Annotated in this window: 23 protein-coding genes; 5 read left to right on the forward strand and 18 right to left on the reverse strand. The window is 69.5% G+C overall.

The window, feature by feature from the left end; all coding sequences use genetic code 11:
* Window positions 1-67: 67 nt before the first annotated feature.
* Both creD and tsaB read left to right on the forward strand, forming a co-directional pair.
* Entirely contained in the window at window positions 68-1,417 is a 1,350-nt protein-coding gene (gene creD, locus KF903_RS08440) for a cell envelope integrity protein CreD (protein ID WP_291213599.1), read from the forward strand.
* 28 nt (window positions 1,418-1,445) lie between these two features.
* Window positions 1,446-2,159, forward strand: a complete 714-nt coding sequence (gene tsaB / locus KF903_RS08445; protein ID WP_291213601.1) for a tRNA (adenosine(37)-N6)-threonylcarbamoyltransferase complex dimerization subunit type 1 TsaB — start codon at window positions 1,446-1,448, stop codon at window positions 2,157-2,159.
* A 61-nt stretch (window positions 2,160-2,220) separates the two neighbouring features.
* Here the strand turns inward: tsaB and KF903_RS08450 are convergent, their stop codons facing one another.
* The 15 genes from KF903_RS08450 to KF903_RS08520 form a co-directional block, all read right to left on the reverse strand.
* Window positions 2,221-3,369: a hypothetical protein gene (locus tag KF903_RS08450; protein WP_291213604.1), complete on the reverse strand. Its 1,149-nt coding sequence runs from the start codon at window positions 3,367-3,369 to the stop codon at window positions 2,221-2,223.
* A gap of 1 nt (window position 3,370) precedes the next feature.
* On the reverse strand, window positions 3,371-4,768 hold the full coding sequence (locus KF903_RS08455) for an MBOAT family O-acyltransferase (RefSeq protein ID WP_291213606.1): 1,398 nt from the start codon (window positions 4,766-4,768) through the stop codon (window positions 3,371-3,373).
* 137 nt (window positions 4,769-4,905) lie between these two features.
* Window positions 4,906-6,639 carry a phosphoenolpyruvate--protein phosphotransferase gene (gene ptsP, locus KF903_RS08460; RefSeq protein WP_291213609.1) on the reverse strand — a complete coding sequence of 578 codons (1,734 nt, stop codon included), beginning with the start codon at window positions 6,637-6,639 and terminating at the stop codon, window positions 4,906-4,908.
* 98 nt (window positions 6,640-6,737) lie between these two features.
* Window positions 6,738-7,007, reverse strand: a complete 270-nt coding sequence (locus tag KF903_RS08465; protein ID WP_291213611.1) for an HPr family phosphocarrier protein — start codon at window positions 7,005-7,007, stop codon at window positions 6,738-6,740.
* A gap of 29 nt (window positions 7,008-7,036) precedes the next feature.
* Window positions 7,037-7,429 (reverse strand): PTS sugar transporter subunit IIA, encoded by a 393-nt coding sequence (locus KF903_RS08470; RefSeq protein WP_291213613.1) that lies wholly within the window; start codon window positions 7,427-7,429, stop codon window positions 7,037-7,039.
* Window positions 7,430-7,442: 13 nt separating this feature from the next.
* Window positions 7,443-8,318, reverse strand: coding sequence for an RNase adapter RapZ (gene rapZ, locus KF903_RS08475; RefSeq protein ID WP_291213615.1), 876 nt, complete (start codon window positions 8,316-8,318; stop codon window positions 7,443-7,445).
* Window positions 8,312-9,265 (reverse strand): HPr(Ser) kinase/phosphatase, encoded by a 954-nt coding sequence (gene hprK / locus KF903_RS08480; protein ID WP_291213617.1) that lies wholly within the window; start codon window positions 9,263-9,265, stop codon window positions 8,312-8,314. Before hprK ends, rapZ begins: the two co-directional genes overlap by 7 nt.
* Window positions 9,266-9,470: 205 nt before the next feature.
* Complete coding sequence (locus KF903_RS08485) at window positions 9,471-9,920, reverse strand: PTS sugar transporter subunit IIA (protein ID WP_291213619.1); 450 nt, start codon at window positions 9,918-9,920, stop codon at window positions 9,471-9,473.
* A 172-nt stretch (window positions 9,921-10,092) separates the two neighbouring features.
* Window positions 10,093-10,413, reverse strand: a complete 321-nt coding sequence (gene raiA, locus KF903_RS08490) for a ribosome-associated translation inhibitor RaiA (protein WP_291213621.1) — start codon at window positions 10,411-10,413, stop codon at window positions 10,093-10,095.
* A 167-nt stretch (window positions 10,414-10,580) separates the two neighbouring features.
* Window positions 10,581-12,017, reverse strand: a complete 1,437-nt coding sequence (locus KF903_RS08495; RefSeq protein ID WP_291213623.1) for an RNA polymerase factor sigma-54 — start codon at window positions 12,015-12,017, stop codon at window positions 10,581-10,583.
* Between the two features lie 96 nt (window positions 12,018-12,113).
* Window positions 12,114-12,833: an LPS export ABC transporter ATP-binding protein gene (gene lptB / locus KF903_RS08500; RefSeq protein ID WP_291213625.1), complete on the reverse strand. Its 720-nt coding sequence runs from the start codon at window positions 12,831-12,833 to the stop codon at window positions 12,114-12,116.
* Window positions 12,833-13,480: a lipopolysaccharide transport periplasmic protein LptA gene (gene lptA, locus KF903_RS08505; RefSeq protein WP_291213627.1), complete on the reverse strand. Its 648-nt coding sequence runs from the start codon at window positions 13,478-13,480 to the stop codon at window positions 12,833-12,835. The genes lptB and lptA overlap by 1 nt, the downstream gene beginning before the upstream one ends.
* Window positions 13,410-13,991 (reverse strand): LPS export ABC transporter periplasmic protein LptC, encoded by a 582-nt coding sequence (gene lptC, locus KF903_RS08510; protein WP_291213629.1) that lies wholly within the window; start codon window positions 13,989-13,991, stop codon window positions 13,410-13,412. Before lptC ends, lptA begins: the two co-directional genes overlap by 71 nt.
* Window positions 13,992-13,999: 8 nt before the next feature.
* On the reverse strand, window positions 14,000-14,542 hold the full coding sequence (locus tag KF903_RS08515; protein ID WP_291213631.1) for an HAD hydrolase family protein: 543 nt from the start codon (window positions 14,540-14,542) through the stop codon (window positions 14,000-14,002).
* 177 nt (window positions 14,543-14,719) lie between these two features.
* Window positions 14,720-15,739 carry a KpsF/GutQ family sugar-phosphate isomerase gene (locus tag KF903_RS08520; protein ID WP_291213633.1) on the reverse strand — a complete coding sequence of 340 codons (1,020 nt, stop codon included), beginning with the start codon at window positions 15,737-15,739 and terminating at the stop codon, window positions 14,720-14,722.
* A gap of 174 nt (window positions 15,740-15,913) precedes the next feature.
* Between KF903_RS08520 and KF903_RS08525 the strand changes: the two genes are divergently transcribed.
* The 3 genes from KF903_RS08525 (at window position 15,914) to KF903_RS08535 (ending at window position 17,790) form a co-directional block, all read left to right on the forward strand.
* Window positions 15,914-16,153, forward strand: a complete 240-nt coding sequence (locus tag KF903_RS08525) for a BolA/IbaG family iron-sulfur metabolism protein (protein ID WP_291213635.1) — start codon at window positions 15,914-15,916, stop codon at window positions 16,151-16,153.
* A 92-nt stretch (window positions 16,154-16,245) separates the two neighbouring features.
* Complete coding sequence (gene murA, locus KF903_RS08530) at window positions 16,246-17,505, forward strand: UDP-N-acetylglucosamine 1-carboxyvinyltransferase (RefSeq protein WP_291213636.1); 1,260 nt, start codon at window positions 16,246-16,248, stop codon at window positions 17,503-17,505.
* 84 nt (window positions 17,506-17,589) lie between these two features.
* Window positions 17,590-17,790: a hypothetical protein gene (locus KF903_RS08535; protein WP_291213638.1), complete on the forward strand. Its 201-nt coding sequence runs from the start codon at window positions 17,590-17,592 to the stop codon at window positions 17,788-17,790.
* A gap of 146 nt (window positions 17,791-17,936) precedes the next feature.
* Here KF903_RS08535 and KF903_RS08540 read toward each other — a convergent pair whose 3' ends face one another.
* Genes KF903_RS08540 through purM form a run of 3 tightly spaced genes read right to left on the reverse strand, consistent with a single transcriptional unit; the run spans window position 17,937 to window position 20,414 of the window.
* Window positions 17,937-18,650 carry a DUF3108 domain-containing protein gene (locus tag KF903_RS08540; RefSeq protein WP_291213640.1) on the reverse strand — a complete coding sequence of 238 codons (714 nt, stop codon included), beginning with the start codon at window positions 18,648-18,650 and terminating at the stop codon, window positions 17,937-17,939.
* A gap of 58 nt (window positions 18,651-18,708) precedes the next feature.
* Window positions 18,709-19,380: a phosphoribosylglycinamide formyltransferase gene (gene purN, locus KF903_RS08545; RefSeq protein ID WP_291213641.1), complete on the reverse strand. Its 672-nt coding sequence runs from the start codon at window positions 19,378-19,380 to the stop codon at window positions 18,709-18,711.
* Window positions 19,377-20,414, reverse strand: coding sequence for a phosphoribosylformylglycinamidine cyclo-ligase (gene purM / locus KF903_RS08550; RefSeq protein WP_291213643.1), 1,038 nt, complete (start codon window positions 20,412-20,414; stop codon window positions 19,377-19,379). The genes purN and purM overlap by 4 nt, the downstream gene beginning before the upstream one ends.
* Between the last annotated feature and the right edge of the window lie 55 nt (window positions 20,415-20,469).

Genomic DNA, 20,469 nt, shown 5'->3' on the forward strand with positions numbered 1-20,469 from the left:
CGATCGCGCGCCGCACCATGCCCGCCGGCGCCGTTGCAATGCGCCGACCCCGTCATGAGAACCCGGCATGAACCTGACTCTTTCCGGCAACGTGGGCTTCAAGGTGCTCGGCATCGGCGTGCTCGTACTGCTCATGCTGATTCCGCTCGCCCAGGTCGAGGGCCTCGTGCAGGAGCGCGCCGCGCGCGCCGCCGACGCCGCTCGCCAGATCGCGCTGCGCTGGGGTGATGCGCAAGCGGTGGCCGGTGCGGTCGTCGTGGTGCCGGTGCAGCGCACGATCGAGACGCTGGCGCCGGCGTCGACTGCCGCGGCCGGCGAGACCGCCGCGCGGACCATGCGCCGTGTCGAGGACATGCACTACGTTCTGCCCGAGGAGCTGGTGCTGCACGCGCGGCTGCAGCCCGAACTGCGCAGCTACGGCCTGTACACCAGCGTGGTCTATCTGGCTGAGCTGAAAGTCGAGGGCCACTTCAGCGGCGCCGATCTTGCCGTGTTCGCGCGCGATGGCGGCGAGCCGCAGTGGCAGCGCGCGCAGTTGCGGGTGCCGATCGCCGACGTGCACGGCATCCGCCGGGCCTCGCCTGCGCGCATCGGCGCCCTCGAGCGCGAGTTCGGGCCGAGCGCGGGCGGCGTGGCCGGGTCGGCCGCGATCATGCTGCCGTTCCCCGAGTTGGCGCGCGTGGCATCACAGCCCAAACTGCCGTTCTCGTTCGAGCTGACGCTGGCCGGCAGCGAGCGCTTGAGCGTGGTGCCACTCGCGCGCAAGACGACGGCCCACATCGAGGGCGCATGGTCCGATCCCGGATTCGATGGCGACTTCCTGCCGGCCCGGCGTGAGGTCGATGCGGCCGGGTTCAATGCCGACTGGCAGGTGCTGGACCTCAATCGCCGATTGCCGCAGCACTGGGTCGACGATGGCACCGCGACGCTCGCGGCGCCCGGCGGCGACTTCGGCGTCAGCCTGCTGCGCACGGCCAATCCGTACCAGCGCAACACGCGGGCCGGCAAGTACGGCGTGCTGTTCGTGGTCTTCACCTTCACCGCGTTCTTCCTGTTCGAGGTTCTGCGCGGCTTGCGCCTGCATCCCCTGCAGTACCTGCTGGTCGGGGCGGCGCTGTGCATGTTCTACGTGCTGCTGCTGGCGCTGTCCGAGCATGTCGGCTTCGCCGCCGCCTATGCCGTGGCCGCGACCACGATCGCGGTGGTGCTTGGCGGCTACGCGGCCTCGGTGCTGCGGCAGCGGCGCATCGGCCTTGGCCTGGGCGGGCTCATCGGCCTCGTCTACCTTCTGCTGTATGGCCTCATCTCCAGCGAGGACTATGCGCTGCTGATGGGCGCACTCGCGCTGCTGGCGGCGTTGGCAGCGGTGATGCTGCTGACGCGCAAGGTCGACTGGTATCGCCAGTCCGAGCGGTGAGCCGGCCACCGCTTGCTAGAATCGGCGCATGAACCTGCTCGCGATCGAAACCGCCACCGAGAGCTGCTCGGTGGCCCTGCTCTGCGGCGAACGCATCATCGCGCGCAGCGAGTTGGCGCCGCGCCGCCATGCCGAGCTGCTGCTGCCGATGTGCGACGCGGTGCTGGCCGAGGCGGGCCTGGCGCGCAGCGCGCTCGATGGCGTCGCGGTCGGACGCGGCCCCGGCGCGTTCACGGGCGTGCGCCTGGCGATCGCCGCGGCGCAAGGAATCGCGCTCGCACTCGACATCGCCGTGGTGCCGGTGTCCTCGCTTGCCGCGCTCGCGCTGCAGGCGCCGCCCGACGATGCGGCCATCCTTGCCGTCATCGACGCGCGCATGGGCGAGATCTACGCCGGCACATTCCGCCGCGGCAGCGACGGGCTCGTGACTGCACTTGGCGCCGAGAGCGTCGGTCGTGCCGCCGAGCTCGAGCTGCCGCGCGCGCCGGCCTGGAACGTGATCGGCAGCGGCTGGGCGACCTATGCGCCGGCGTTGCGCGAACGCCTGCCGGCGGCGCCACGCTGGGCCGATGCCGCGTGCCATCCGCAAGCAGCCGATGTCGCCGTGCTTGCCGCGCCGCTGCTGCGCGCCGGGCAGGGCGTGCCGCCCGAGCAGGCACTGCCCGTGTACCTGCGCGACAAGGTGGCGCTGACGCTGGCCGAGCAGCAGGCGGGTCGTGCAGCAGCCAAGTCGCCCGCTTGAGCGCGACCGGTGCCGCGCTCCTGACGTCACCGCGGCCAGTTGATCGCGTCGGCGATGCGACTCAGCGGCCCGTCGATGGCGCGCCGTACAGCAGTGGTGCGAGGCGCGGTTCGAGCCACGCATCGAGCTTCGCACGCCCCTGACTGCTCTGGTGGTAGAAGTCGAAGTAGTTCGCGCACTCGTCCGCACCATCGGCGAGCAGGTCGGTGGCGTCGAGCACGTGGATGCGACCTTCATCGACCAGCGGCTGCAATACGTCCAGTGCCCATGCGTGCAGGCCGTTGCCGAGCACCTCGCGTTGCCACACCGACGGCGCAGGCATGAGCAGCACGACCGTGGGCTGCGGCCAAGTGCTCGCCCCGAGCTGTGCGCGAACCATCGCGCGCGCCCGCGACACGGGCTCGGGCACCGCCGCGCCGCGCAGCATTGCGACGTAGTTGGGGCGATAGGTGGCCATCGCCTGCAGTTCGCGGCACTGGCGGGCGAGCGCGCGGCCGGTTTCGTCGGTCGCCTGCTCCAGTGCGGCGCAGGCGTCGAGGCTCGCGATCCCGTGCCGGCAAGCGTCGGCATGCGGCGCGGCGTTCTCGAACAGGATCCGCTCAGGCGTCATGTTGGTGATGAACCAGGCGATCGAATCAAGGCGCTGCTTTGGGTTGGCAAGGAACGCGCGCAGGTCGCTGCGCCACTGCGCCATCGCCGAGTAGACGCCCCAGGTTGCGGCGTCGTGTGCGTCGAATGCGACGTGGTTGGCGATCCACGCCGTATCGGCCAGTTCGCGGAACGGCTGCACGATGCCGAGCTCGTAGCTGCCATTGCCGGGATTGTTGAAGTCCTGGATCGACATGGCGATGACGGCGCCTCGGACTTCCGGGTGCGTGCGGACGAGCCAGCGCCGCAGCACTTCGATCGTCATCCAGTGCGTGCCGGGCATCGTCAGGTTGGCGTGCACGTAGCCATGCTGTGCCGCGCGCTGTCGCCAAGCGGCATGGTCGAGGCCGAACTGCGGTCGGGAGCTGCCCAGCGTGACGAAGTCGATGTGTCTTGCCAGCGGCATCAGCAGTGCCTGTTTGAGCCGCACGCTGGTGCCGGCATGGCTGGACGGTTGGGCCCAGCGTTCGTACAGCCCGCTGTGGAATGCAGCTTCGACCGCCAGCAGCACTGCGAACGGGGCGAACAGGAGGAACGCAAGTTGGCGCAGGCGGGTCCGCATGTCAGAACTGGAAGTAGATGAACGGCGCACTGTGGCTCGGTGCGAACAGGATCAGCGCCGCCATCACCAGGCCCAGCATGATGACGAGCAGGCCATCGTGGGCGGCGATGCGCTCCTTGTAGCGCAGGTGCGCGCCGAGCTGCTGGGCCGCGAACAGGCCGACGAGCAGCGCGGCCGTGGTGCCCTGCGCGTCGAGCGCGAACGCGCGCCATTGCGGTTGTGCCAGCCGTCCGAGCATGTCGATGGCGAGGTCAAGATCACGTGCGCGGAAGAACACCCAGGCCAGGCAGGTGAGGTGGAACGTGATGAGTACGCGCAGCGCGACGGCCATCGCGCGTGGCAGCGGGATGGCCAAGTTGGCCGGCCACGCACGCTCTCCTGCCAGGTACGCCCCGTGGAGCCCGCCCCAGATAACGAAGTTCCAACTGGCGCCATGCCACAGGCCGCCCAGCAGCATCGTCAGCATGAGGTTCGCGTAGGTTCGGCCATGTCCCTTGCGATTGCCGCCCAGCGGAATGTAGAGGTAGTCACGCAGCCAGCGCGACAGCGTCATGTGCCAACGGTGCCAGAACTCCTGCAGGCTGCGCGCGGCGTAGGGATAGTCGAAGTTGGGTGGAAAGCGGATGCCGAGCAACAGCGCGCATCCGATCGCGATGTCGGTGTAGCCCGAAAAGTCGCAATAGATCTGGAATGCGAACGCGTACACCGCGAGCAGGCAATCCCAGAAGCCGTGCGCGAGCGGTGTGTCGAACACCGGGTCGACCAGCAGGGCAAGGTTGTCTGCGAGGACGATCTTCTTGACGTAGCCGAGCGCGATCAGCACCAGCGCACGGCGGATGTCGGCCAACCCGACCCGCTGTTCGCCGTCGAGTTCGGCGAGGAACTCGCGTGCACGCACGATCGGCCCGGCTTCGATCTGCGGGAAAAAAGCCACTGCGAGCGCGTAATCGAGCAGGTTGCGGCGCGGCGGCAGTTCGCGCCGGTACACGTCGATGGTGTAGGACAGGCTCTGGAAGGTGTAGAAGGAGATACCGACCGGCAACAACAGGTCGATCGGTGTGAGGTGCCAGACGCTGCCCAAGGCCTGCGCGCCGTCGTTGACCGTGGCGATGAGCCAGTTCGCGTACTTGAAGACAGCGAGAAAGCCGAGGTTGACGATCACGCTCAGGACGACCAGGCGCCGTGGCCGCGGCGTGTGTGGCAGGCGCAGGCCGATCGCGTAGTCGACGAGTGTGGAAAACCACACCAGCAGAAGGTAGTGCCACTGCCATTGGCCATAAAAGTAATAGCTCGCCGCCAGCAACATGAGCTTCTGCGCGAACGGCCACGCCCGCAGGGTCTGGTTGAGCGCCAGCACCACGAGAAAGAACGCCACGAAGTGGAATGAGTTGAACAGCATCGAGGCTCAGCGCCAGTGGCATCTGCAGATCGGGCGCCGATGATTCGGGGCCGCGGGCGCGCAGGCTGCGCTCGGGTTGGCGAGCCGGCGTCGATCGACGGGCCTGCGTGAGGTGGCAGCGATCATGCGCCGGCCGGTCAGGGCGCGTGCATGCGTGTGATCACGCGCTCGATGCGCTCGCGGGTCGGCGCCCGCAGCAATGCGGCGGTGTGCTTGCGCAGCTCGCCACGGTCGAGCGTGGCGATGAGTTCACGCACTTCGAGCAGCACGCCAGGGTGCATGCTGAAGTCGGTGAGGCCGAGCGCGAGCAGCAGCGCGGTGTAGCGACGATCACCGGCCATCTCGCCGCACAGGCTCACGCGCTTGCCGGCGCGCTGGGCAGTGGTGATCGTCTGCGCGAGCAGGCGCAACACGGCCGGGTGGAGTGGGTCATACAGGTCGGCCAGGTGGTCGTTGTTGCGGTCGATCGCCAGCGTGTACTGCACGAGATCGTTGGTGCCGATGGCAACGAAATCGAGCTTGCGGATCATGCTCGGCAGCGCGATCGCGGCCGCCGGCACTTCGATCATGGCGCCGAGCTCGACGTTGTCGGCGATCTCGTGCCCGGCGCTGCGCAGGTCGCGTGCGCAGTCGCGCAGCAGCACGCGCATCTGCGACATTTCCTCGGCTGCGCATACCATCGGCACCAGCACGCGGACCGGGCCGAACGCCGACGCGCGCAGGATCGCGCGCAGTTGCGTGCGCATGAGCTGGGGATGGCGCAGCGACAGGCGCACGCCACGCACGCCCAGTGCGGGGTTGTCCTCATCGTCGAGCGTGAGGCCGCTGGCATCGGCCTTGTCGGCGCCCAGATCGAGCGTGCGGATCGTCACCGGCAGGCCGCCCATGCCGAGCACGACATCGCAATAGGCCTGGAACTGCTCGTCCTCGCTCGGTGGTTCGCGCCGCTGCATGAACAGGAATTCGGTGCGGTACAGGCCGATGCCGGCAGCGCCGCTGGCGCGCGCGAGCGCAATGTCGGTGGCCGATTCGGCATTGGCGTACAGCGCGATCGCGACGCCGTCGCGCGTGCGCGTGTCGCGGTCGGCGAGCAGGGCGAGCTGCTTGCTGCGCTGCAGGCTGTCACGCTGCCAGGCGCGGTAGCGCGCCAGGTCAGGCGCCGCCGGGTGGACGATGACTTCACCGGCTTCGCCGTCGATGAGGACGAGATCATCGTCCTGGATCGCGCCCAGCGCATCGTGCGCGGCGACCACCATCGGCAGGTGCAGTGAGCGTGCAAGGATCGCGCCGTGCGAGACGCGGCTGCCGGCGGTCTGCACGACGCCGAGCACGCCATGCTCGGCCAGCGGCACCAGTTCGGCCGGCGCCACGCTGTCGCTGACAAGGATTTCGCCCACGCGCGCGGCGAGCTTGCGCTCCTCGCTGCTTGCCTCGCGCAGCAGGCCGGCCTGCACGCGGGCGATCACGTGCTCGATGTCTTCCTTGCGGCTGCGCAGGTAGGGATCGTCCATCGCCTCGAACACGGCGACGAGGCGGTCACGCTGCAGCTTGAGCGCGGCACTGGCGCGGTAGCGGCCCTGGCGGACCAGTTCGTAGATGCCGCTGGTGAGTTCGCGATCGGCCAGCATGAGGCTGTGCGCGTCGATGAATTCGGCCACCTCGCGCGCCATCGAGCCATGCAGCTTGTCGCGCAGCGCGGCGAGTTCGTCGCGGGCAATCTCGATCGCGCGCTTGAGCCGCTCGACCTCCGCTTCGACCTCGTCCGCGGGCAGCGGCCGCTCGTCGACGAGATAGCGGCTGGGCTGCTGCAGGCGCGCGCGACCCAGGGCCATGCCGCGAGAAGCACCGCTGCCGGTCAGTACGAGTCGCACGCGAGCGTTTTCCTTGTGGTCGGCACCGCGGCGCTCCGCGCGCGGCGTGGTTCATTCAGGGGTGGCGGCAACGGCCTGCCGCCAATGGCCGTGGCTTGCTACTGGCCCTCGTCGAACTTGCGTTCGAACAGGTCGATCATCGCCGCCATCGCATCGGCTTCGTCGGGGCCGTCGGCGCGCAGCCGCAGCGGCGCGCCCAGCCCCGCCGCCAGCATCATCACCCCCATGATGCTCTTGGCGTTGACCTCCTTGCCGCGGCAGGTGATGAAGGCGCTGGCCTGGAAACCATGCAGCGCCTGCACGAGTTTGGCCGAGGCGCGCGCATGCAGCCCGAGCTTGTTGGTGATGACAATGTCCTGTTCGACCATGGCTCCGTGGAATCGTGTTGGCAAGGGATTCAAGGGTGATCGACGACGATGCCGCCGCGGCCGCCGTGGGCTGCCGTCTGGGCCAGTTCGTCGAGGGATTGTTCGGGGTAGTTCAGGACACGCAGCAGCATCGGCAAGTTCAGTCCCGACACGCAGCGCATGTGCACGCCCAGTTGCGGCAGGCGCTGGGCGATGTTGCACGGGGTGGCGCCGTAGATGTCCGACAGCACGAGCACGCCATCGCCGTGGTCGAGCTCGCGCGCGCTGGCGGCTGCCGCGCGCAGTCGCTGCTCGGGATCGTCGCCGGCGCCGACTTCCTGCACCTGCAGCGGCAGCGGCAGGCGGCCGAGCACATGGCGCGCGGCGTTGACCAGCGCCGCCCCCATCGATTCGTGGGTCATCAACAACACGCCAACGCTCATGCCAGCCTACCTGTCACGACAGCTCACGATGATACGTCAGGACCTGGCGACGCTCGCCGCGGCAACGCTCGGCGAGGTGCTCGGCCAGGTACACCGAGCGATGCCGGCCGCCGGTGCAGCCAATGCAGATCGTCACGTAGCTGCGGCCGTCGCTGTCGAAGCCCGGCAGCCAGCGCTGCAGCAGCGATTCGAGGTCGTTGGCGTAGGCCACCACGTCGGGCCGTGCCTGCAGCCAGTCGCGGACCGGCGCATCACGCCCCGACAGCGGGCGCAGCTGTGCGTCCCAATGCGGGTTGGGCAGGTTGCGCGCGTCGAACACGAAGTCGGCCTCGGGGGGCACGCCGCGGCGATAGGCGAAGGACTCGAACAGCAAGGTCATGATGCCGGGCGTGAGATCCATCTCGGCGATCACCATGCGGCGCAGCTGGTGCACGTTGAGCTGGCTGGTGTCGACCACGTGATCGGCCAGCGCCACCAGCGGTCGCAGCTGGCGGCGCTCCTCGAGCAGGGCCTCGGCCAGGCTCAGTCCCTGTTCCGACAGCGGATGGCGGCGCCGCGTCTCGGCATAGCGCTTGATCAGCACCTCGTCGGCGGCGTCGAGGAAGATGAGCCGATAGGCCACACCCAGGCGCGCCAGCTCGCCGAGCACGTGCGGCAGCCGATCGCGCTGGTCGGCGCGGTTGCGTACGTCGACGCCCACCGCCAGGCGTCCCGGCGCGCCGGCCTCGGCCAGCGCCGGGATCAGGGCCGCGGGCAGGTTGTCGACGCAGTAGTAGCCCAGATCCTCGAGCGTGCGCAGCGCCACGCTCTTGCCCGAGCCCGACAGGCCGCTGACGATGATGAGTTGGCGCGCGTCGTCGCGCGCGGCCGTGGTGGTGGCGTCTACCATGGCGGCAGGCGGCGCATCTGGTGCGCCTGGCGGTCGATGAAGGTCTGCGCCGGATCGAAGCCCTTGCTCTTGAGCAGATGGCTGCGCACGGCGGCCTCGCACAGCACGGCGATGTTGCGGCCGGGGGCCACCGGAATCACGATCTGCGGCACCGCCACGTCGAGCACCTCGCGATAGCCGACATCCCCGGTCAGGCGCATCATCGGATCGCTCGGCGGGGCATCGAGCCGCTGCGGCTCCAGGTGCACGATCAGGCGCAGGTACTTGGATGGCTTGACGGCGGTATGGCCGAACATCTCGCGCACGTTGAGCACCCCCAGGCCACGCACTTCGAGCAGGTCGCGCAGCATCTCCGGGCAGGTGCCGTCGATCACGTCGGGGGCGATCAGCGTGAACTCGGGTGCGTCGTCGGCCACCAGGCGATGGCCGCGCGTGAGCAGTTCGAGTGCGAGCTCGCTCTTGCCGGTGCCACTCTCGCCGGTGATGAGCACGCCGATCGAGTACACCTCCATCAGTACGCCGTGCAGGGTGGTGTGCCGCGCCAGCATGCGCGCGAGCTGGTATTGCAGGTAGGTGAGCAGTTCGTGGCCGCGCTTGGGGCTGATCCACAGCGGGGTGTGGCTTTCCTCGGCACTCTCGCGCAGGTCCGACGGGATCGCCTGGTCCTTGGTCACGAGCAGCGCGGTGGGTTTGGAGGCGAAGATCTTCTGCACCGTCTCCCAGCGCTGGCGCGCTTCGAGCGCGTCGAGGTAGCGCAGTTCCTCGGTGCCGATGATCTGCACCTTGTTGGGATAGATGATGTTGAGGTAGCCGACCATCGACGGCCGCCGATCCATCGAACTGTCGATCTCGATGGCGCGCTCCTCGCCGCGCATGCCGGCGACCCAGCGCAGGTCGAAGCGGGCACCGATCGCGTCGAACAGCTGGCGGGCGGTCAGGCGGTCCATGGGGCGCGGCTCTGCGGTGGGCGGTGGTTGGCCATGGAGTGTCGCAACGGCGGCTGGTTGCCGCCAGTGTACGGGGCAGCGCCGATCGCGTCACATGGCAGGGCAGGGCCGGTCGAACCGGCGCGGCGTGGCGGTGGTTGCCCCGTGGCGCGGCCCGCAGGCGGCGCAGGGACGGCGCGCGGTGGTGGTGCCGGGCGCGCTCGAGCTAGGCCCGCAGCCCTTTCTGCAGCGCCTCGCGCAGCGCGGCGGCATCGGGCGCGCTGCGCAGTTCGCTGGTGACGGCGGCGTTGGAGAACAGCTCGGCCAGTTCGGCCAGCAGCTTGAGGTGCTGGTCGGTGAAATGGGCCGGCACCAGCAGCACCGCGACGAGATCGACCGGCACGCCATCGTCGGCGCCGAAGTCGATCGGGGTGGCCAGACGCACGAAGGCGGCGCTGGCATGCTCGACGGCACTGCTGCGACCGTGCGGGATCGCCACGCCATGGCCGAGCCCGGTGCCGCCGAGCCGCTCTCGCGCGCGCAACGCATCGCGCACGGCGGTCACGTCGGTACCGTTGGCCAGCAGCGCGGCGAGCTGGTCGATGAGGTCGTTCTTGTCGCGGGGCAGCAGATCCGTACGGACCCGTTCCACGGGGAGCAGATCGAGAAAGGGCATGTGCGGTGGCGCGGTCTGCAGCAGCGGGCAACCCGGCCAGTCTAGCAGGCTGTGCGCGGCAGGCGTCCGCGGCGCGTGCAGCCGATCGCGCGGCGATCCGGCTCATCGGGCCCGCAGTCCAGGCCCTGCGAGGGCCGGACTGCGGGCACAGCGACCGTGGTGGCGCGGTGTTTCAGGCGTAGCGCGTGGAGCGCACCGCGTCGGCCTTGTGGTCGGTGATCTTTTCCTTGTGCTTGCGCAGTTGCGTTTCGACCTTGTCGACCAGCACGTCGATCGCGGCATACATGTCGTGCGCAGTGGCGTCGGCATGCAGGGTCTTGCCCGACAGTTGCATCGTCACTTCGACCTTGTGCAGGAGTTTCTCCACGCCGAGCACCACGGAAACATCATGCAGCTGGTCGAACACCCGCGTGACCCGTTCGAACTTGGCTTGCGCGTAGTCGCGCAGCGCGGGGGTGACTTCGACTTGACGACCTTTGACGTTGATCTGCATGGCTCATTTCCTCGCAAGGCGACAGCATCGGTGCTGCCGGTCATACCTGCCGCACGGCTCGCCGGGATGGCGATCGGCGCGGTCCATGGGTTTCGACACGCGGTTTGGGTTTGCGGTTCCCTCCTTGAGCGGGCGCGGCTCGATGGCGGTGGCGCGATCGACGCGGTTCAGCGCGCGCCGATGCGGCTGCGGTCGTTGGACGATGGAATGTTGAGCGCCTCCCGATACTTGGCCACGGTACGTCGGGCCACATTGATGCCGCGGCGGTTGAGTTCAACGGTCAGGCCCTGGTCGGACAGCGGCTGCGACGGCCGTTCCTCGTCGATGAGCTTGCGGATCATGGCCTGGATCGCGGTGGCCGAAGCCACGCCGCCATCGCTGGTGGTGACGCCGCTGGAGAAGAACTGCTTGAACTCGAAGGTGCCGCGCGGCGTGTGCAGGTACTTGCGCGTGGTCACGCGGCTGATCGTCGACTCGTGCATGCCCAGTTCCTCGGCCACGTCGCGCAGCACGAGCGGGCGCATCGCCTCGGGGCCGAATTCGAGGAAGGCTTCCTGCGCGCTGACGATCGCGCGCGCCACCTTGAGCATCGTTTCGGCGCGCGTCTTGAGGCTCTTGATGAGCCAGCGCGCTTCCTGCAACTGGCCCTTGAGGTAGCTGGCATCGTCGCGCTGCGCCTTGGCGATGAGGCCGGCATAGTGCTCGTTGATGCCCAGCCGAGGCTGGCAGTCGCTGGCCAGCACGACCTGCCAGCGGCCGCCGATCTTGCGCGCATAGGCGTCGGGCGCGACGTACTCGGCCTTGCCGGTGGCATGGCCGGCGCCGGGCTTGGGTGACAGCGAGCGCACCAGCGCCAGCGCGGTGTCGAAGTCCGCGTCGCCGACATGCAGCAGCTGGCACATCTGCGCGCGGTCCTTGCGCGCGAGCAGTTCGAGGTGCTCGCCGACGAGGGTCTTTGCCAGCGGCAGGCCCGGCGTGTCGTGCTCGAGCGCGCCGAGCTGCACCGTGAGGCATTCGGCGAGGTTGCGGCTGCCCACGCCGAGCGGGTCGAACTGCTGCACGCGGCGGCGCACGGCTTCGACCTCGGCGGCGGTGACCGCATGCAGCGCGGCGACCGCGCTGCACAGTGCCTCGTCGCTCTCCACCAGGTACCCATCGTCGTCGATGGCATCGATGATGGCGGTGGCGATCGCGCGATCGCGCTCCGGCATCGGCGTGAGGTTGAGCTGCCACAGCAGGTGATCGCGCAGGTCCTCGGGTGCCGCATCCTGCGGCAGCGCGCCGTCCTCGCCCGGCCCGCTGTTGCTGCGGTAGTCGCCGCGGTCGAGGTCGAGCGGTTCTTCGGCGCGTACCTCGTCGTACGCTTCCACGGCGTCGTCGCCGGTTTCGTCCTGGCTCGCCTCGGTGGCGTAGTCATCCAGCCCTTCGAGCTCGGCTTCGTCCGCGTCGGGCTCCTCGGTCTCGAGCAGCGGATTGGCTTCGAGCGCCGCATTGAGTTCCAGCTCGAGCTCCGGGCGCGACAACTGCAACAGGCGGATGGCCTGCTGCAACTGTGGCGTCAGTGCCAAGCTCTGGCCCAGACGCAATTGGAGGGCGGGTTTCATGCGGCGTTGGCTGTCATTGAGATTCATCCTAGCGCCAAAGCGGGCGCGAGGGCAGCACTTGCTGCACGGGGCGGCGATGCCGCCCGCGGCAGGGCGTCACATGCGGAATTCGTGGCCCAGGTAGACCTCGCGCACCGCATCGTTGGCCAGCAGCTCGGCGGGAGCCCCCTGGGCCAGCACGGCGCCCTCGTTCATGATGTAGGCGCGCTCGCAGATGCCGAGCGTCTCGCGCACGTTGTGGTCGGTGATGAGGATGCCGATGCCGCGCTGCTTGAGCTGGCGCACGATGCGCTGGATGTCGAGCACCGAGATCGGGTCGATGCCGGCGAACGGCTCATCGAGCAGCATGAAGCGCGGACGCGCCGCCAGCGCGCGTGCGATCTCGACCCGGCGGCGTTCGCCGCCGGACAGGCTGACGCCTTGCTGCGTCGCAATATGGCCGATCTGCAGTTCGTCGAGCAGCCGGTCCAGTTCCAGTCGCCGTGCCGCGCCGTCGAGGTCGCTGCGCAGTTCGAGGATGGCCAGGATGTTGTCGGCGACGCTGAGGCGGCGGAACACCGACGGCTCCTGCGGCAGGTAACCCAGCCCCAGGCGCGCGCGCGCGTGCATCGGCAGCGTGGTCACGTCGCGCTCGTCGATGCGGACCGAGCCTGCATCGGCGCCGACCAGGCCGACGATCATGTAGAACGAGGTGGTCTTGCCGGCGCCGTTGGGACCGAGCAGGCCGACGATCTCGCCTTCCGCGAGCATGAACGAGAAATCGCGCACGACCGCGCGCGCGCGGAAGCTCTTGCGCAGGCCGCTGGCGCTCAGCATCAGGCGTCGCCGGCGGGCGTTGCCGCAGCGGCCGGCTTGGGCGCGGGTTTGGCCTTGGGCTGGATGATCACATGCACGGGGGCGCTGCCGTTGGCGTCGCCGCTTTCCATCGCGCCGGTCTGCGTGTTGTAGGTCATGTGCTGGCCATGGAACTCGCTGTGGCCCTGCCGCACCACGCTGACGTTGCCGTCGAGCACGACCACGCCGGTATCGGCGTCGTAGTCGATGCGTTCGGCCTCGCTCGTCACGCGGTCGCCGTCGTCGCCGACTTCTTCCAGATGGGCCGGCTTGCCGGTGAGGACGACGCGTTGCACCTCGTTGGACACGTCGCGGCCCTGCGCGTCCTTGGCCTTGGCCGGGTGCTGGTAGAGCTTGGCCTGCGCGGCAGTGGCCTGCATCGTGCCGCGCGTCATGCGCACGTTGCCGGTGAACGTGGTCACGCCGGGCGCCGTGGCCGACGACTGCACGATCTGCGAATGATTGGCGCGGATGTCGAGTGGCTGCTCGCGGTCGTCGCTGCGCGCGGCCGCCAGCGTGGTGGCAAGCGCGCAGGCGACCAGCAGCAGGCGGGCCGGTTCAGCGCGCCTGCTTGCGCGCGGGCTGCACGACCGCGTGGACGTCGGCGAGGAGTTCGAGGGTCTTGGCATTGAGGTCACCGCGCATTCCGATGCCGCTGAGTATAGAGCCCGGTTCGCTGATCGTGACGGCAGCGTCGCTGGCCACGCGCCGTTCGCGCGGCCAGGCGCTGAGGTCGTGGCCGGTGATGTCGAGCGGGCCGTCCGTCCCCTCGGCGGCGCGATGCAGCTCCACCGCGCCCTGCAGTTTCATCAGCTCGCCGGTCTTGTCGACCCAGGCGCTGTCGGAGCGGCCGTGCCAGGGCTTGCCGCTGCCGTCGACGAGCAGGTACTGCGGGCTCGCCACGTAGATCGAGCCGTCGCTGTCGCCGCGCCGCGCAAGGGCCGGTCCACTGACCTGGAACGTGCGCTGGCCCTCGGTGTCGAGCGCATCGAGCGTGAAGTCGGTCAGGGTGTAGTCCGAGCGCGGTGGGCCGGCGAAGGTCTGCGCATTGGTGCGGTCGCGATTGAGCCACACCAGATACTGGGTGAGCGTCGCGCTCACCGCGAGCACGCCGAGCACGAGCCAGTAGCGGCGCTCCATCGCAGTCGTCAGCCGAGGAAGGCGGCCAGTTCGGCCGCAGCCTTGCCCTGCGCGGCGAGCAGCAGGTCGCAGACCTCGCGTGCAGCGCCGTCGCCGCCGGCGTGGCGCGTGCGCCAGTGCGCACGCTCGCCCAGCCACGGATGCGCGTTGGCAACCGCGATGGCCAGGCCCACCGCGCACATCGGCGCCAGATCGGGCAGGTCGTCGCCGGTGTAGGCGACCTGCGCCGGCTGCAGCCGCAGCGCCGCCATGAGCCGCTGCAGGCAGGCGCGCTTGTCCTTCTGGTCCTGGTAGACGTGGACCACGCCGAGCTCGGCCATGCGCTCGGTGACGATCGGGCTGAGCCGCGCCGTGATCACGGCCACCTCGATGCCGTTGGCGAGCAGGCGCTTGATGCCGAGCCCGTCATGGACGTGGAAGGCCTTGCGCTCGTGACCATCGGCGCCGTAGACGAGCTTGCCATCGGTCAGCACGCCATCGACGTCGAACACCGCCAGGCGGATGGCCGCGGCGCGTTGTTTGAGGTCGGCGGGAAGGTCGGTCGGGAGCATGGTGGAAACCGGATGGCCGTGCTTGGAGATGGGTGAGTGGTGTCTGGCCGTGGCTGCCCGGTCAGCGCCGCTTCGGCGCCACGGGCGCCATCTTGCGAGGCATTCCTGCCGCGCTGCCGGCCGCGCCGACCGTGGCGCCATGTCCGATCACGGATGCCCGACCACCCATCACGATGCTCAGACGACCCTCGCCCGCAGCAGGTCGTGGATGTTGAGTGCGCCAACCAGGCGCTGCTCGGCATCGACCACCAGCAGGGCGTGGATCTTGTGTGCTTCCATCAGCTGGGCGGCTTCGACCGCAAGCCGGTCGGCACTGATCGTCTTGGGCCGCGCGGTCATGAGCCGCGTGACAGCGGTATTGCGCAGGTCGATGTCATCGTCGTCGACCGCGCGGCGCAGGTCGCCGTCGGTGAACACGCCGGCCAGACGCCCCTCGTCGTCGACGATCGCGGTCATGCCCAGGCCCTTGCGCGTCATCTCGACCAGCGCCTCGCTGAGACTCGCCCGTGCATGGACGCACGGCATCTGCTCGCCCGTGTGCATGACGTCGCTGATCTTGAGCAGCAGCTGGCGGCCGAGGCTGCCGGCCGGGTGCGAGCGTGCGAAATCCTCGTTGGTGAAGCCGCGCGCTTCGAGCAGCGCGATCGCGAGCGCGTCGCCCATGACCAGCGCTGCGGTCGTGCTCGAGGTCGGGGCGAGGCCGAGCGGGCAGGCTTCGGCCGGCACGCTGGTGTCCAGATGCACGTCGGCCAGGCGCGCCAGCGAGGAGTCGCGGTTGCCGGTCATCGCCACCAGGGCAATGCCCTGGCGCTTGATCGGCGGCACGATCATGAGCAGTTCGTCGGTTTCGCCCGAATTGGACAGCGCCAGCACCACATCCTTGCGCGTGATCATGCCGAGGTCGCCATGGCTGGCCTCGCCCGGATGCACGAAGAACGCCGGCGTGCCGGTCGAGGCCATGGTAGCCGCGATCTTGCGCGCGACATGGCCCGATTTGCCCATGCCCGACACCACCACGCGGCCATTGCAGTCGAACATGAGCTGGCAGGCACGCAGGAAGTCGGCGCCGATGCGCCCGCGCAGCGCGCCGATCGCCTGCGCCTCGATGTCGATCACGGCCTGCGCGCTGGCGATGAGGGCGGTGGCGTCGAGCAGGCTGTGGCCGCCCGTGGGCGTGTTGGGGTGGGTGGCGTTCATGTCAGCGCAGGGTGTGCGTCCTTGCTTTCGTGCGGGTGTCGAAATTGGGTACCATTGGCAGCTTGCGATTGTAACCTGTTCCCCCGCGGCCCGGCCGCCGGGGCAGCGCCGGCGCCGACCTGCCGGCCAGCGCGTTGCGCAATCGCCTCCCACCGGCCCGCAAAAGTGCCCCAAATGGACAGTTCCGTCATTCACAGTCTCATCGCGCAGGGACTGCCCGATGCGCAGGTCGAGGTGCGCGGCGAGGACGGCGTGCACTTCGAGGCGCGCGTGGTCAGCGCGGCGTTCGAGGGCAAGTTGCCGCTCGCGCGCCACCGCATGGTCTACGCGACGCTCGGCGATCTCATGGGCGGCGCGATCCATGCGCTGTCGGTGCGTGCCTTGACCCCTGCCGAGGCGGCGGCCCGGCCCTGACGCCGGCATCGGCGCAACGGGCAGCCGCCGCGCCGTCCACCCCGTGTTGCCGTCGCCGCCTTTCCCCACCCAATACCGGTTCCTGCCCTGCAATGGCCAAAATCCTCATCAACGGCGGACAACCGCTCAACGGCGACGTGACGATCTCGGGCGCCAAGAACGCCGTGCTGCCGATCCTCGCCGCGACGCTGCTGGCCGACGGCCCGGTCACGATCGGCAACGTGCCGCATCTGCACGACGTCACCACGACGATGGAGCTGCTCGGCCAGATGGGCGTGGACCTCGTCATCGACGAGCGCATGAAGATCCATGTCGATCCGCGGCCGGCGCGGCGCTATTTCGCGCCCTACGACCTCGTCAAGACGATGCGCGCCTCGATCCTCGTGCTCGGCCCGCTGGTGGCGCGCTTCGGCGAGGCCGTGGTGTCGTTGCCGGGCGGCTGCGCGATCGGCTCGCGGCCGGTCGACCTGCACCTCAAGGGCCTGCAGGCGCTCGGTGCCGAAGTGTCGGTCGAGGGTGGCTACATCAAGGCCTACGCCAAGCGACTCAAGGGCGCGCGCATCCACCTCGACCTCGTCACCGTCACCGGCACCGAGAACCTCATGATGGCGGCCGCGCTTGCCCAGGGCACCACGGTGATCGAAAACGCGGCCCAGGAGCCCGAAGTGGTCGATCTCGCGCATTGCCTCAATGCGATGGGCGCGCGCATCGAAGGCGCCGGCAGCGCCACGCTCGTGATCGAGGGCGTCGAACGCCTGTCGGGTACGACCTACGATGTGCTGCCCGATCGCATCGAGACCGGCACCTTCCTCGTCGCTGGCGCAATCACCGGCGGCAAGGTGCTGGCCAAGCACGCGCGGCCGCACACGCTCGACGCGGTGCTGGCCAAGCTCGAGGAAGCCGGTGCGCACATCAATACCGGCGCCGACTGGATCGAGCTCGACATGGGCGGACGCCGGCCCCGCGCCGTCAACATCACCACCGCACCCTATCCGGCCTTCCCGACCGACATGCAGGCGCAGTTCACCGCGCTCAACTGCGTGGCCGAGGGCGTGGGCGTGATTACCGAGACCGTGTTCGAGAACCGCTTCATGCATGCCCTCGAACTGCAGCGGCTCGGCGCCGACATCCACATCGAAGGCAACAGCGCGATCATCCGCGGCGTGCCGCGCATGTCGGGCGCGCCGATGATGGCGACCGACCTGCGCGCCTCGGCCTCGCTCGTGCTGGCCGGCCTCGTCGCCGAGGGCGACACCCAGATCGACCGCATCTACCACATCGATCGCGGCTACGAGAACATCGAGGAAAAGCTCGGCGGACTTGGCGCGCACATCCGCCGCCTGCCCAACTGAGTGCGACGCAGCAGGCCGGGCGACGTCACGCCAGCGTGGCGGGCACCGCCTGAAGCCTGCGAACGGTTCGGAGTATCGGTTGCGATGCCCAAACAAACGCTTGCCGTGATTGCCGGCCACCGTGCCGAGCTCGAAGCCGAGATCCTCGGCGACATCCTGTCGCTGCGCTCGCGGCAGGCACGCACGAAGATGGCCCGCCTCGCCCACCGCGCGCAGCTGGCGTTGGTCACGCCAGAGCAGCCGCCCGCGGACGCCCCAGCCGACGGCGCCGACGACGGCGACTGAAGCGGTGAAGCGTCGTGTCGCCAGCCCAGCGGCGTGGATGACTGTTGCAGCGCGGCGCTGGACCGTGGGTTCCCAAGCTGCGTGCCAGCTGCCCGGCGGGTTCCACGCCTGCGCATCGTGTCTGCCGCATCGGCCGCGCCGTGGCGCTAGTCCAGACGCAGCAACTGCAGCGTGATCGTGTCGCCTTTCTTCTGGGTCTGCTCGATCTGCACCGGCAGGTAGCCGAGCGCGGGTGCGAACCAGCTGCGCGCGACGCGCTTGCGGTCGGCGCCGGGTTCGCCGGCGCGGCGCATGAGCTGGGCCTCGTAGTCGCCGGCGGGCAGGTGCAGGGTCTCGAGCGGGCCGCGTTCGTAGCGCATCGCCTCGACGCGGTCCTTGACCGCGACGGCGTAGTCGAAGTGGCTCGCGCCGCGCAGCAGGTCGGCGGCCAGCGCCAACGTCACGCACTGGCGGTCGATGAGGCCCGGCACGGTGGCGTAGCGGTGATCCTCGCCGCCTTCGCTGACCTGCACCTGGCCGTGATTCCAGTCGAATTCGGCGTGGCGCGTGCGCTGCTTGAGGGCGCTGTCCTGGCGGTAGTCGTAGGCGAGTGCTTCGGGGCGGCCGTCGCGCCAGCGCAGGCGCGAGGTCTCGGTGACGTCGATGCCGGCCAGGCGCGCCAGTCCCGAGGTGCCGCGCGTATGGCTGCGCAGCGTCCAGCTGCCGTCGCCGTTGTCGCGCAGGTCGAGTGTGGTGCGGCCGACCTCGCTGCCGTTGCGCAGCGTGAGGTATTCGGCGTGGAACGGCTTGGGTACCGGCGCCGGCGCATCGGCGCGGGCGGGCAGGGCGACGCAGGCGAGCGCGAACAGCAGGACTCTCATCGCGACATCCGGAAACGGGGCCAGGCGGCAGTGTCGGATGCGGCGCCTGAACCCATGCTCACGCCAGGCGCGTGGCGCCGGCAGCCAGTTGCAGCGGGTGCGGCAAGGCTTGGCCGTCGAGCATGACGCGGCCTTCGCGCAGGGCGAGGCGGCGCCGCGCGATGAGGTCGATGCAGGCCACCAGCAGGCGGTGTTCGTGCGGCAGCAGGCGCTGCGCGAGCGCATCGGGCGTGTCGCCAGACTCGATCGCGATGCGCGCCTGCGCGATCAGCGGCCCGCCATCGAGCTCGGCGGTGACGAAGTGCACGCTGCTGCCGTGCTCGGCATCGCCCGCCGCCAGCGCGCGCTCATGCGTGTGCAGGCCGGGATATTTCGGCAGCAGCGAGGGATGGATGTTGATGATGCGGCCTTGCCACGGCGCCAGCACCGCACCGTCGAGGATGCGCATGAAGCCGGCCAGCACGATGAGGTCGGGCGCATGCGCGGCGATGCGTGCGAACAGCTCGCGGTCGAACGCGGCGCGCGTGGGGTAGCTGCGCGGCGCCAGCGCCAGCGTGGCGATGCCGGCGGCTTCGGCGCGGCGCAGGCCCTGCGCTGCCACCTTGTCGCTGGCCACCAGCACGAGCTCGATCGGCAGCGTGCCGGCGTCGCGCGCGTCGATCAGTGCCTGCAGGTTGGAGCCGCGCCCCGACACCAGCACGGCCACGCGCAGCGGTTGGCCCGCGCTCATGCGATGTGGACGCGCTCGTCGCCGCGTGCGGCTTCGACCACGCCGATCGTCCACGCCGGCAGGCCCAGGCCTTCGAGCACGTCGATCGCGTGGCCGGCCTGGTCGCGGCGCAGGATCAGCGTGTAGCCGATGCCGCAGTTGAATGTGCGCAGCATTTCCTCACGCGCGACGTTGCCCTCGCGCTGCAGCCAGTCGAACAGCGCGGGGCGCTTCCACGCGCTGCCGTCGAGCGCGATGCCGAGCGCTGCGGGCACCACGCGGATGATGTTTTCCTTGAGCCCACCGCCCGTGATGTGGGCCATGCCGCGCACCGGCAACTGCTTGAGCAGGGTCAGGATCGGTTTGACGTAGAGGGTGGTCGGCGCCAGCAGCGCATCGGCGAGGCTGACGCCGCCGAGATCGAGGTCCCAGGGGTTGCCGGCACGGGCGACGATCTTGCGGATCAGCGAATAGCCGTTGGAATGTGCGCCGCTGGAGGCGATGCCGACGATGACGTCGCCGGCTTCGATCTGGCTGCCGTCGATGAGCGCGGACTTTTCCACCGCGCCGACCGTGAAGCCGGCCAGATCGTATTCGCCCGGCGGGTACATGTCGGGCATTTCGGCGGTCTCGCCGCCGATCAGCGCGCAACCGGCCAGTTCGCAGCCGCGCGCGATGCCGCCGATCACGGCCACCGTGGTGGCGACGTCGAGCTTGCCGGTGGCGAAGTAGTCGAGGAAGAACAGCGGTTCGGCCCCCTGCACGAGCACGTCGTTGACGCACATGCCGACGAGGTCGATGCCGATGCTGTCGTGGCGACCGAGCATCTGCGCGAGCTTGAGCTTGGTGCCGACGCCATCGGTGCCCGACACCAGCACCGGCTCGCGGTAGCGACCGCCGAGCTCGAACAGGGCGCCGAAGCCGCCGAGGCCGGCCATCACCTCGGGACGGAAGGTGCGCTTGACCAGCGGCTTGATGCGCTCGACGACTTCGTTGCCGGCATCGATGTCGACGCCGGCGGCGCGGTAGCTCAAGGGCTCGGGATGCGTGGACATGGCCAAGGGCGTGGTTCGCGGCCGCGCATTCTAGCATCGGTGCGGGCTGGGCCGG

The sequence above is a fragment of the Dokdonella sp. genome (assembly GCF_019634845.1).
Taxonomy (GTDB): domain Bacteria; phylum Pseudomonadota; class Gammaproteobacteria; order Xanthomonadales; family Rhodanobacteraceae; genus Dokdonella_A.